The organism is Enterobacter sp. H2G27, from assembly GCF_054403075.1.
On the sequence record NZ_JBSVSI010000001.1, the window covers coordinates 4,518,349 to 4,530,418 of the forward strand.

Annotated in this window: 9 protein-coding genes and 1 tRNA gene; 8 read left to right on the forward strand and 2 right to left on the reverse strand. The window is 55.4% G+C overall.

From position 1 onward, the window contains the following. Positions 1 to 96 precede the first annotated feature (96 nt). Positions 97 to 2,376: a molybdopterin guanine dinucleotide-containing S/N-oxide reductase gene (locus tag ACW9E7_RS21445; protein WP_458728413.1), complete on the forward strand. Its 2,280-nt coding sequence runs from the start codon at positions 97 to 99 to the stop codon at positions 2,374 to 2,376. Here the strand turns inward: ACW9E7_RS21445 and ACW9E7_RS21450 are convergent. Next, positions 2,339 to 2,785, reverse strand: a complete 447-nt coding sequence (locus ACW9E7_RS21450; protein ID WP_458728346.1) for an N-acetyltransferase — start codon at positions 2,783 to 2,785, stop codon at positions 2,339 to 2,341. The genes ACW9E7_RS21445 and ACW9E7_RS21450 overlap by 38 nt on opposite strands. Next, on the reverse strand, positions 2,763 to 3,344 hold the full coding sequence (gene tag, locus ACW9E7_RS21455; protein WP_111964349.1) for a DNA-3-methyladenine glycosylase I: 582 nt from the start codon (positions 3,342 to 3,344) through the stop codon (positions 2,763 to 2,765). Before tag ends, ACW9E7_RS21450 begins: the two co-directional genes overlap by 23 nt. A 162-nt stretch (positions 3,345 to 3,506) precedes the next feature. Here tag and ACW9E7_RS21460 point away from each other — a divergent pair, with 162 nt between their 5' ends. The 7 genes from ACW9E7_RS21460 to dppC all read left to right on the forward strand — a co-directional run bounded on the left by ACW9E7_RS21460 (position 3,507) and on the right by dppC (position 12,064). Next, on the forward strand, positions 3,507 to 4,205 hold the full coding sequence (locus ACW9E7_RS21460) for an autotransporter domain-containing protein (protein ID WP_115876658.1): 699 nt from the start codon (positions 3,507 to 3,509) through the stop codon (positions 4,203 to 4,205). A gap of 238 nt (positions 4,206 to 4,443) precedes the next feature. Beyond that, entirely contained in the window at positions 4,444 to 5,646 is a 1,203-nt protein-coding gene (locus tag ACW9E7_RS21465; RefSeq protein ID WP_458728347.1) for an L-lactate MFS transporter, read from the forward strand. A 239-nt stretch (positions 5,647 to 5,885) separates the two neighbouring features. Beyond that, positions 5,886 to 7,580, forward strand: coding sequence for a kdo(2)-lipid A phosphoethanolamine 7''-transferase (gene eptB, locus ACW9E7_RS21470; RefSeq protein WP_115876656.1), 1,695 nt, complete (start codon positions 5,886 to 5,888; stop codon positions 7,578 to 7,580). A gap of 91 nt (positions 7,581 to 7,671) precedes the next feature. Beyond that, positions 7,672 to 7,748, forward strand: a tRNA-Pro gene (locus tag ACW9E7_RS21475). A 620-nt stretch (positions 7,749 to 8,368) separates the two neighbouring features. Next, on the forward strand, positions 8,369 to 9,976 hold the full coding sequence (gene dppA / locus ACW9E7_RS21480) for a dipeptide ABC transporter periplasmic-binding protein DppA (protein ID WP_111964353.1): 1,608 nt from the start codon (positions 8,369 to 8,371) through the stop codon (positions 9,974 to 9,976). A gap of 156 nt (positions 9,977 to 10,132) precedes the next feature. Further along, positions 10,133 to 11,152 (forward strand): dipeptide ABC transporter permease DppB, encoded by a 1,020-nt coding sequence (dppB, locus tag ACW9E7_RS21485; RefSeq protein WP_008502770.1) that lies wholly within the window; start codon positions 10,133 to 10,135, stop codon positions 11,150 to 11,152. 9 nt (positions 11,153 to 11,161) lie between these two features. Continuing rightward, positions 11,162 to 12,064, forward strand: coding sequence for a dipeptide ABC transporter permease DppC (gene dppC, locus ACW9E7_RS21490; protein ID WP_458728348.1), 903 nt, complete (start codon positions 11,162 to 11,164; stop codon positions 12,062 to 12,064). Positions 12,065 to 12,070 lie beyond the last annotated feature (6 nt).

The following is a 12,070-nucleotide window of genomic DNA, read 5'->3' on the forward strand; positions in this document are numbered from 1 at the left end:
CCTCAGCAAAGAAGGCCGTAAAACCTGCACGCAACCAGGAGCGCACGCTTGAGCACCTCAACGAAAACCATTCTGACCGCCGCCCACTGGGGTCCGATGCTGGTCGAAACCGATGGCGAAAATGTTCTGTCGTCCCGCGGGGCACTGCCAACCCAACATCCCAACTCGTTACAGACCGTCGTTCGCGATCAGGTGCACAGCAAAACGCGCGTGCGCTGGCCGATGGTGCGTAAAGGTTTTCTGGCCTCGCCGGACAAGCCGCAGGGTATTCGCGGTCAGGATGAGTTTGTTCGCGTGAGCTGGGATGACGCGCTGGCGCTGATCCACGCCCAGCACAAGCGTATCCGCAACAGCTACGGTCCGTCGTCCATTTTCGCCGGGTCCTACGGCTGGCGTTCAAACGGCGTGCTGCACAAAGCCTCGACGCTGCTGCAGCGCTACATGAGCCTGGCGGGAGGCTATACCGGTCATCTGGGGGATTACTCCACCGGCGCGGCGCAGGCGATCATGCCGTACGTCGTGGGCGGGAACGAAGTGTACCAGCAGCAGACCAGCTGGCCGCTGGTGCTGGAGCATACCGATGTGGTCGTGCTGTGGAGCGCTAACCCCCTTAACACGCTGAAAATTGCATGGAATGCCAGCGACGAGCAGGGCATTGGGTATTTCGACGCGCTGCGCAAAAGCGGCAAGCGCATCATCTGCATTGACCCGATGCGTTCTGAAACCATGGATTTCTTTGGCGACAGCGCCGAGTGGGTTGCCCCGCATATGGGCACCGACGTGGCAATGATGCTGGGTATCGCCCATACCCTGGTGGAGAACGGCTGGCACGATGTCGAATTCCTGACGCGCTGTACCACCGGTTTCGATAAATTCGCCGACTACCTGACGGGTCAATCCGATGGGATTGCGAAAACGGCAGAGTGGGCGGCAAATATTTGTGGCGTTCCTGCGGAGAAAATCCGCGAACTGGCGGCGTTGTTCCATAAAAATACCACGATGTTAATGTCCGGCTGGGGAATGCAGCGCCAGCAGTTTGGCGAGCAAAAACACTGGATGCTGGTGACCCTTGCCGCGATGCTTGGGCAGATCGGCACGCCGGGCGGTGGTTTTGGTCTCTCCTATCACTTTGCTAACGGCGGCAACCCCACGCGTAAAGCGGCGGTGCTGGCGTCTCTGCAGGGCTCGGTGCAGGGCGGCGTGGATGCCGTGGATAAAATCCCGGTGGCGCGTATTGTTGAAGCCCTTGAAAACCCCGGTGGTTTTTATCAGCACAACGGTCTGGACCGCCATTTCCCGGACATTAAATTTGTCTGGTGGGCTGGCGGGTCGAACTTCACGCACCATCAGGATACCAACCGCCTGATCCGCGCCTGGCAAAAGCCGGAGCTGGTGGTGATTTCCGAGTGCTTCTGGACCGGTTCGGCTAAGCATGCAGATATCGTGCTGCCGGCGACCACCTCGTTTGAGCGTAACGATCTCACCATGACCGGTGACTACAGCAACCAGCATATGGTTCCGATGAAGCGCGTAGTGGCCCCGCGAGATGAAGCACGTGATGATTTTGAGGTGTTTGCTGAACTGAGCGAACTGTGGGAAACGGGCGGCCGCGAGCGTTTTACCGAAGGGAAAAGCGATCTGCAATGGCTGGAGACCTTCTACCAGATTGCCGGACAGCGCGGCGCAGCGCAGGGCGTGACGCTTCCGCCATTCGCTGAGTTTTGGGAGGCGAACCAGATTGTCGAGATGCCGGAGAGCGAGCAGAACGCGAAGTTTGTCCGTTTTGCCGATTTCCGTCGCGACCCCGAGAACCACCCGCTGAAAACAGAGAGCGGAAAGATCGTGATTTACAGCGAGCGCATCGCCAGCTTTGGCTATGCCGACTGCCCGCCGCACCCTACCTGGCTCGAGCCGGATGAGTGGCACGGCAACGCCCAGCCGGAACAGCTACAGGTGTTGTCTGCGCATCCCGCGCACCGTCTGCACAGCCAGCTTAACTATACGTCCCTGCGCGAGCGGTATGCGGTCGCCGGGCGAGAGCCCATCACGCTGAATACCCATGATGCGAAAGCGCGCGGGATTGCCGACGGTGACGTGGTGCGCGTCTGGAACTCGCGCGGGCAGGTGCTGGCAGGGGCGGTGGTGAGCGACGGAATTAAACCGGGCGTGATCTGTATTCATCAGGGCGCATGGCCCGACCTTGAGCCCGCCGAGGGCGGTATCTGTAAAAACGGGGCGGTTAACGTGCTGACCAAAGATCTCCCCAGCTCGAAGCTGGGGAATGGTTGCGCAGGGAACACGGCGCTGGCCTGGGTCGAGAAATATGAGGGGCCCGAGCTTACCTTAACGGCGTTCGATCCGCCTGCCAGCTCATGATCCATGTCGGGTGCTGAGTATCATCCTGCCAGGCGCTGTCTTCAATGCGAAAGCCATGAGCATGATAGAAATTCACCGCCCGGACATTTTTCTGGTACACCTCCAGAGTTAAGTGCGGGAAGCGCTGTTGAACATGATTCAGCAGCGCGCGCCCGATGCCTTTCCCGATGCATGACGGCGCCACAAACAGGGCGCCGACAAACTGAGACTGCATCACGCTGATAAATCCGTAAGGTTCGCCATCCTGTTCCCAAACCCAGGTTTCCGCCGACGGCAGGTAAACGTCCCGCACCATGGCCTCGTTCTCTTTCCAGTAACCCGGCTCGATAAACGGATGCGCTTCCGTGGTGCTTTCAAGCCACAGGCTCAAAAGCGGCGCGGTATTCTCATTTTGCCATTTGCGGATCATGATGGCCTCCCGGATGACAGAAGCAGCCGGTAACGTGGTCATTGACCAGGCCACAGGCCTGCATAAAGGCGTAGCAGATGGTGGAGCCGACAAACTTAAAGCCGCGTTTTTTCAGTGCCTTCGAGAGCGCATCCGAGGCCGGGGTGGAGGCCGGGATTTCCGCGAGCGTGGCGGCCTGAGTGAGTTGCGGTTTGTTGTTCACAAACGTCCAGACAAAATCTGAAAATGATTCGCCATTTTGCTCCATCGCCAGGTAAGCGCGTGCGTTGCCGATGATGGCCTGGATCTTACCGCGATGGCGGATGATGCCGGCGTCCTGCACCAGCCGCTCCACGTCCTCATCGGTCATCGCAGCGACGGCGACGGGATCGAACTGATGGAAAGCGTTGCGGTAATTTTCACGTTTTTTCAGTACCGTAATCCATGATAACCCCGCCTGCTGGCCCTCCAGGCAGATCATCTCGAAGAGCTTTTTGCCATCCCTTTCCGGCACGCCCCATTCCCGATCGTGATAGTCGATATAAAGCTGATCCTGGCTTACCCAACCGCAACGTTCCATCCGTCATCTCCCTTATTGATACTGATTTCGCAAAAATTTCGTTCTGACTGGCTTGACGTGTTTACTATAAAGACAATAGTTAATACAGGGCCATATGCTCTCTAAGCTCTTCCTGAATAACGACAAATATCGCCGAATTCGGCTCTCTCTGGGGTCGCGTTGATGATGATAAAAAAAATCAGTGGTCGCCATGCTGCTTCTGGCCTGGTGGGAATTTCAGCCTGCCTGTTCTTTTGTAATACAGCGTCTGCCTGGCAACAGGAATATATCGTTTCAGACGCCCAGAATAATACGGCGGAACGCTATACATGGGACGCGGATCACCAACCGCGTTATGAGGATATTCTGGCTGAGCGTATTCAGTCTTCGCAGAACGCGCCGGGACTTGCCCTGAATATACCGTCTGGCAGAACGACGGAGGGGGCAATGAGCGTGGGCTGGAATTTTCCCGTTTCAGCACGCATCACCACCGGCCCGGTGGTGGCATGGCGGTACGACGGCACGACTCCCATGATGATCAACGAGTTTGGTGATAGCGCGTCGACGCAAGCAATCACCGACCCGCTCTGGCATGCCAGCGTCAGCACGCTGGGGTGGCGCGTGAATACCCAGTATGGCGATCTCCGTCCGTGGGCGCAGATTAGCTATAACCAGCAGTTTGGTGAAAACCAGTGGAAATCGCAGTTTGGCATGCCGCAAACGCCAGCCCCTGCCCAAAACGGTAGCTGGATGGATGTCACCGTGGGAACGGATATTCCCTTTAACACGCGCATGGCGGCCTACGCGTCGCTGGCTCAGGGGGAGCACACCACCACCGGTGAGGAGTTTTTATACACACTCGGCGTCAGCGCAAATTTCTAGAGTTGTTACTTTTTTAAACGTTACGATAACATCTCGAATACAATAACCACGGGCTTTACAGCGATAGCAGATACTAACATGCTATCGCTTTATTCCCGTGCCAGGTCATTCATTCCCGATTCCAGGCATTTCATTCCGTTCCGCCTGCATTTCATGCCGTTTTACCCCATGCGTTTTAAGGTTTTGTTTATCGTTGTCCTCAGCGAACTTCCTTAATTTCTCTTGCAGGACAACTGCCATGAACACATCAACCTATAACCGCACGCGCTGGCTCACGCTCTTTGGCACCATCGTCACTCAGTTTGCATTGGGGTCGGTCTATACCTGGAGCCTGTTCAACAGCGCGCTTTCCGACAAACTCGGCGCGCCGGTCAGCCAGGTCGCGTTCTCCTTTGGTTTGCTGAGCCTGGGTCTGGCGATTTCGTCTTCCGTCGCGGGTAAGCTGCAGGAGCGTTTTGGCGTGAAGCGCGTGACCATGGCGTCCGGCATCCTGCTGGGTCTGGGCTTTTTCCTGACGGCGTATTCCAGCAATCTGATGATGTTGTGGCTGAGCGCCGGCGTGCTGGTGGGGCTGGCCGATGGCGCAGGTTACCTGCTGACCCTGTCGAACTGCGTGAAGTGGTTCCCGGAGCGTAAAGGTTTAATCTCCGCGTTTGCCATCGGCTCTTATGGCCTGGGAAGCCTCGGGTTCAAATTTATCGACTCCCATCTGCTGGCGTCCGTCGGCCTCGAAAAAACCTTTATGATCTGGGGCGCAATCGTGCTGGTGATGATTCTGTTCGGCGCCACGCTGATGAAAGATGCGCCGCAGCAGGAGGTTAAATCCGTGAACGGCGTGGTGGAGAACGACTTCACCCTCGCGCAGTCCATGCGTAAGCCACAGTACTGGATGCTGGCGGTAATGTTCCTGACTGCCTGCATGAGCGGTCTGTATGTTATCGGCGTGGCGAAGGATATCGCGCAGGGCATGGTGAAGCTGGATGCGGCCACGGCGGCGAATGCGGTGACGGTCATCTCCATTGCCAACCTCTCCGGTCGTCTGGTGCTCGGTATTCTGTCTGACAAAATTGCCCGCATCCGCGTGATTACGATTGGGCAGGTGGTCTCGCTGGTCGGTATGGCGGCGCTGCTGTTCGCTCCGCTGAATGAAGCCACCTTCTTTGCGGCGATTGCCTGCGTGGCCTTTAACTTCGGCGGCACCATTACCGTCTTCCCGTCACTGGTGAGCGAGTTCTTTGGCCTGAACAATCTGGCGAAAAACTATGGGGTTATCTATCTGGGCTTCGGGATCGGCAGTATCTGCGGCTCGCTAATTGCCTCCCTGTTCGGCGGGTTCTACGTGACCTTCTGCGTAATATTTGCCCTGCTGATTATCTCGCTGGCGCTCTCAACCACGATTCGCCAGCCGCAGCGCGAAGTATTCAAAGAAGCGCATGCGTAAGCGGTATGAAAGAGGCCTCTGTGGCCTCTTTTGTCTTTATGCGAGACGCTTCCCGTCTCGATATTTTGTAAAAATTTACACCGATCACACTCTCTGCTGCCACTTTTCTCTCCCGCTGTGGTCTACTTACCGCGCTTGTAGACGTTTCTCATAACGCTTCCTTACGCATTTACTTACTCTGTCCGCTTTCTCTTTGAGATTCGACGGGTCTTTATACCCCTTCCCCCAGGGTTGTTTGCATGAAATACATTAGGTCTCTTACCCAGCAAAGATTGTGTCTGATGCTGGCTGTCTATATCGGATTATTTCTGAATGGCGCGGTACTGTTCAGAAGAGTGGAAGGTTATTTCGAAAACCTTACCGTAAGTAATTGTATTTTTGCCGCAATTGAAGTGTTCGGCTCCGTCCTCGCTACCTTCTTCCTCTTACGCCTGCTGTCCCTGTTTGGCCGACGTACCTGGCAAATTTTGGCCTCGCTGGTGGTGATTATTTCTGCCGCCGCAAGCTATTACATGACCTTTATGAACGTGGTCATTGGGTACGGTATTGTTGCCTCGGTGATGACCACGGATATCGATCTCTCGAAAGAGGTGGTAGGGAAAGGCTTTATCGTCTGGACGGTTTTAACCTGTCTGATCCCGCTGTTCTTTATCTGGAACAATACGTGCCGCTATACGCTGTTACGCCAGCTGCGCACGCGTGGACAGCGGATCCGCAATATCGTCGTCGTCCTGCTGGCCGGTCTGCTGGTATGGGCGCCTATCCGCCTGATGGAAACGCAGCAAAAACGCGTTGAAAAAGCGACGGGCGTGGATATGCCAAGCTATGGCGGCGTGGTGGCAAACTCCTATTTGCCGTCTAACTGGCTGTCAGCGTTAGGTCTGTATGCCTGGGCGCAGGCGGATGAATCCGGTGATGTTAAGTCGCTGATCAATCCACTGAAAAAATTCACCTACCAGCCGCCAGCCGACGGGCTTGATGATACGTACGTCGTTTTTGTCATTGGCGAAACGACGCGCTGGGATCATATGGGCATTCTCGGCTATAACCGGGATACCACGCCAAAGCTGGCGCAGGAGAAGAACCTGGTGGCTTACCGGGGTTACTCCTGCGATACCGCGACCAAGCTTTCGCTGCGCTGTATGTTTGTTCGCGAAGGCGGTGCAAGCGATAACCCGCAGCGCACGCTGAAAGAGCAAAACGTCTTTGCCGTGCTAAAGCAGCTTGGATTTAGCTCAGACCTGTTCGCCATGCAAAGTGAGATGTGGTTCTACACCAATACCCTGGCAGATAACATCGCGTACCGTGAGCAGATTGGCGCCGAACCGCGTAACCGCGGTAAAAACGTCGACGACATGCTGCTGCTGGAAGAGATGTCGCAATCCCTCAAGAATCATCCGCAGGGCAAGCATCTTGTCATTCTGCATACCAAAGGATCGCATTACAGCTATTACCAGCGCTACACGCGTGATTTCGCGAAGTGGCAGCCTGAGTGCGTGGGCATTAATAAAGACTGCAGCAAGCAGGAGCTGATCAATGCCTATGATAACTCGGTGCTGTATGTGGATACCTTCCTGAGCCGTGTGATCGACCAGCTGCGCGATAAGAAAGCGATTGTGATTTATGCGGCAGACCACGGTGAATCCATCAACGAGAAAGAGCATCTGCACGGTACGCCGCGCAAGCTGGCACCGCCTGAACAGTTCCGCGTGCCGATGATCATGTGGATGTCGGATAAGTACCTGGAAAACCCGGAGAAGGCGAAGATGTTTGCTCAGCTGAAGAAAGAGGCGGAGATGAAGGTGCCGCGTCGTCACGTTGAGCTGTACGACACCATTATGGGTTGTCTCGGCTATACCTCACCGAACGGTGGGATTAACGAAAACAACAACTGGTGTAAACTCCCTGCTAACAGCGTAAAAGCCGCGCAGTAGCTGCTCTGGCGAGAATATCGCCAGTCGAATGGCTTTTTGAAAATAAGGGATTGACGGGGGCGCACCTCAGCAGTAAGATGCGCTCCGCATTCGGCGAGTAGCGCAGCTTGGTAGCGCAACTGGTTTGGGACCAGTGGGTCGGAGGTTCGAATCCTCTCTCGCCGACCACATTCTGAAAAGGGCTAACCGCAAGGTTAGCCCTTTTTGCATTATGACCTTATCCCGTCAGAGTATCCAAAACGCCCCTTAGGTCCGCTTCTTCCTGCCTGTTAAGGCTTTTGTGACATAATCCATTGTATTTTTTTATATATAGATTGATCTTTTTTCGCGTTGCTTATGGATAACCTCAGCATTTTTCGCTGTGCGTTTTAGCGTTCATGGAATTTAGTGCTCAGATAATCACCATTCTGCAAGAAAATTTACCCATTCTGAATAAAAGTTAATCACTGATTGTTGCGAAATATGAAGAGACTTGTGCTGCAGGATAGCGAGTAGCATAAATTTCCCTGCTGAAAACTGGCATACATAGTTTTTTTAATCTTTGTTTGCGGTTTCTCACACTCAGCGTAAATCCCCGTCACCTGTATTGACGTTTTCACATTCTGTTGACAGATTGTAGGGCATGAGGGGCATTTCAGGGACGATCTGCGCTGCAACTCAAACGCTCTTCTGAAAGGATTCTCCATCCCTTTAACGCCTTCGGGCACCTCCGACCGGACCGGGTAAAAAATAAATAAAGGTCTGGCGGCGTAACACAACAAAGCAAAACATCACATTGGAGCAGAATAATGAGTATTTCCTTGAAGAAGTCAGGGATGCTGAAGCTTGGTCTGAGCCTGGTGGCTATGACCGTGGCAGCAAGCGTACAGGCAAAAACCCTGGTTTACTGTTCTGAAGGCTCGCCGGAAGGCTTTAACCCACAGCTCTTTACCTCTGGTACGACTTACGACGCAAGCTCTGTACCGATCTATAACCGTCTGGTTGAATTCAAAACCGGTACCACGGAAGTGATTCCGGGGCTGGCAGAGAAGTGGGACGTCAGCGAAGACGGCAAAACCTATACCTTCCACCTGCGCAAAGGCGTGAAGTGGCAGGACAGCAAAGAATTCAAACCAACGCGCGACTTTAACGCCGACGACGTTGTGTTCTCCTTCGATCGTCAGAAAAACGCGCAGAACCCGTACCACAAAGTGTCTGGCGGCAGCTATGAATACTTCGAAGGGATGGGCCTGCCGGATCTGATTTCTGAAGTGAAAAAAGTGGACGACAATACCGTTCAGTTCGTGCTGACGCGTCCGGAAGCGCCATTCCTGGCTGACCTTGCTATGGACTTTGCTTCAATTCTGTCCAAAGAGTATGCGGACAACATGCTGAAAGCCGGTACGCCGGAAAAAGTCGACCTGAACCCAATCGGTACCGGTCCATTCCAGCTGCTGCAGTACCAGAAAGACTCCCGCATTCTGTACAAAGCGTTCGAAGGCTATTGGGGCACCAAGCCGCAGATCGACCGTCTGGTCTTCTCCATTACGCCTGATGCATCAGTGCGTTATGCAAAACTGCAGAAAAACGAATGCCAGGTTATGCCATACCCGAACCCGGCTGACATTGCCCGCATGAAGCAGGACAAGAACATCAACCTGCTGGAGCAGGCTGGCCTGAACGTGGGCTATCTCTCCTTCAACACCGAGAAGAAACCGTTTGATGACGTGAAAGTGCGTCAGGCGCTGACCTACGCGGTGAACAAAGAAGCGATCATCAAGGCGGTTTACCAGGGCGCTGGCGTTGCAGCCAAAAACCTGATCCCACCAACCATGTGGGGCTATAACGACGACGTTAAAGACTACAGCTACGATCCTGAGAAAGCGAAAGCGCTGCTGAAAGAAGCGGGCCAGGATAAAGGCTTCACCGTCGAGCTGTGGGCGATGCCGGTACAGCGTCCGTACAACCCGAACGCACGCCGTATGGCAGAAATGGTTCAGGCTGACTGGGCTAAGATTGGCGTTCAGGCCAAGATTGTGACCTACGAGTGGGGCGAGTACCTGAAGCGCGCCAAAGCGGGTGAGCACCAGGCGGTAATGATGGGCTGGACCGGTGATAACGGGGATCCGGACAACTTCTTCGCTACCCTGTTCAGCTGCGCGGCGGCGAAAGACGGTTCTAACTACTCTCGCTGGTGCTACAAGCCGTTTGAAGACCTGATCCAGCCGGCGCGTGCGACGGACGATCACAACAAACGTATTGAACTGTACAAGCAGGCTCAGGTTGTTATGCACGATCAGGCTCCGGCGCTGATTGTTGCTCACTCCACCGTGTACGAGCCAGTGCGTAAAGAAGTGAAAGGCTACGTGGTTGATCCACTGGGCAAACACCACTTCGAGAACGTATCTGTTGAATAATAAGTAGGGTGTTCTCCCTCTCCCTCCGGGAGAGGGCAGGGGTGAGGGGCATTCATCCCCTCACCCTCATCTTCTCTCAAGGGAGAAGAAATTTACATTTGTGAGCAATACAGACGTCACGCCACTGGTCGTGCGTCATCAGAGAGAATCCGGGTTATGTTGCAGTTCATCCTCCGACGTCTGGGACTTGTTATCCCCACGTTTATCGGTATCACCCTTCTCACTTTTGCCTTCGTCCATATGATCCCCGGCGACCCGGTAATGATTATGGCGGGCGAGCGTGGTATTTCCCCTGAGCGCCATGCACAGCTGCTGGCTGAACTCGGTCTCGATAAGCCGATGTGGCAGCAGTATCTCCACTATATCTGGGGCGTGCTGCACGGTGATTTAGGGATTTCGCTGAAAAGCCGCCTTCCGGTGTGGGACGAGTTCGTGCCGCGTTTTAAAGCGACGCTGGAGCTTGGCGTCTGCGCCATGATTTTCGCCACTGCGGTAGGTATCCCGGTTGGGGTGCTGGCAGCCGTTAAGCGTGGCTCTATTTTTGACCATACCGCCGTGGGCCTGGCGCTGACCGGCTACTCCATGCCTATCTTCTGGTGGGGCATGATGCTGATCATGCTAGTCTCGGTGCAGCTTAACCTGACCCCGGTCTCCGGGCGCGTTAGCGATATGGTCTTCCTGGATGACTCCAACCCGCTCACCGGCTTTATGCTGATTGATACGGCTATCTGGGGCGAGGAGGGCAACTTCATGGATGCCGTCGCGCACATGATCCTGCCTGCCATGGTGCTGGGGACCATTCCTCTGGCGGTGATCGTGCGTATGACCCGTTCATCGATGCTGGAAGTGCTGGGTGAGGATTACATCCGCACCGCGCGCGCCAAGGGCCTGACGCGCATGCGCGTCATTATCGTCCATGCGCTGCGTAACGCCATGCTGCCGGTGGTGACCGTTATCGGTCTCCAGGTGGGGACGTTGCTGGCGGGGGCGATTCTGACCGAAACCATCTTCTCCTGGCCGGGCCTGGGCCGCTGGCTGATTGACGCGCTGCAACGCCGTGACTATCCGGTTGTGCAGGGCGGTGTACTGCTGGTCGCGACGATGATTATCCTCGTCAACCTGCTGGTCGATTTGCTGTACGGCGTGGTGAACCCGCGTATTCGTCATAAGAAGTAAGGGACCATCATGTCACAAATCACTCAAAATAAAGCGGTCGCTGCACCGGTTCCGATGACGCCGCTGCAGGAATTCTGGCACTACTTCAAGCGCAATAAAGGTGCGGTAGTAGGGCTGGTGTATGTCGCTATCATGATCCTGATTGCGGTGTTTGCGAACTTCCTCGCACCGTACAACCCGGCGGACCAGTTCCGTGATGCGCTGCTCGCGCCACCTGCGTGGCAGGACGGCGGTAGCCTGGCGCACCTGCTCGGTACCGATGACGTGGGCCGCGATGTGCTGTCGCGTCTGATGTACGGCGCGCGCCTGTCGCTGCTGGTCGGCTGCCTGGTGGTGGTGCTCTCCCTGATTATGGGGATCGTTCTCGGCCTGGTTGCCGGTTACTTCGGCGGCATCGTTGATAACATCATCATGCGTATCGTCGACATCATGCTGGCTCTGCCAAGCCTGCTGCTGGCCCTGGTGCTGGTGGCGATCTTCGGTCCATCGATCGGTAACGCCGCCCTGGCGCTGACGTTCGTGGCGCTTCCTCACTACGTGCGTTTAACCCGTGCGGCGGTGCTGGTGGAAGTGAACCGCGATTACGTCACGGCGTCTCGCGTAGCGGGGGCCGGTGCGATGCGCCAGATGTTTGTGAATATCTTCCCGAACTGCCTTGCGCCGCTGATTGTTCAGGCGTCGCTCGGTTTCTCTAACGCCATTCTTGATATGGCCGCTCTTGGCTTCCTGGGCATGGGTGCGCAGCCGCCAACACCGGAGTGGGGCACTATGCTCTCCGACGTGTTGCAGTTCGCACAAAGCGCCTGGTGGGTTGTCACCTTCCCGGGTCTGGCAATCCTGCTGACGGTGCTGGCATTTAACCTGATGGGTGATGGCCTGCGTGATGCGCTTGATCCCAAACTGAAGCAGTAAGAGGCA

What these genes read in the sequence shown, in the direction of transcription:
- ACW9E7_RS21445 (WP_458728413.1), top strand. Translation starts at nt 97, where the DNA reads ATGCTGGTCGAAACCGATGGCGAAAATGTTCTGTCGTCCCGCGGGGCA.
- ACW9E7_RS21450 (WP_458728346.1), bottom strand. Translation starts at nt 2,785, where the DNA reads ATGATCCGCAAATGGCAAAATGAGAATACCGCGCCGCTTTTGAGCCTG.
- tag (WP_111964349.1), bottom strand. Translation starts at nt 3,344, where the DNA reads ATGGAACGTTGCGGTTGGGTAAGCCAGGATCAGCTTTATATCGACTAT.
- ACW9E7_RS21460 (WP_115876658.1), top strand. Translation starts at nt 3,507, where the DNA reads ATGATGATAAAAAAAATCAGTGGTCGCCATGCTGCTTCTGGCCTGGTG.
- ACW9E7_RS21465 (WP_458728347.1), top strand. Translation starts at nt 4,444, where the DNA reads ATGAACACATCAACCTATAACCGCACGCGCTGGCTCACGCTCTTTGGC.
- eptB (WP_115876656.1), top strand. Translation starts at nt 5,886, where the DNA reads ATGAAATACATTAGGTCTCTTACCCAGCAAAGATTGTGTCTGATGCTG.
- dppA (WP_111964353.1), top strand. Translation starts at nt 8,369, where the DNA reads ATGAGTATTTCCTTGAAGAAGTCAGGGATGCTGAAGCTTGGTCTGAGC.
- dppB (WP_008502770.1), top strand. Translation starts at nt 10,133, where the DNA reads ATGTTGCAGTTCATCCTCCGACGTCTGGGACTTGTTATCCCCACGTTT.
- dppC (WP_458728348.1), top strand. Translation starts at nt 11,162, where the DNA reads ATGTCACAAATCACTCAAAATAAAGCGGTCGCTGCACCGGTTCCGATG.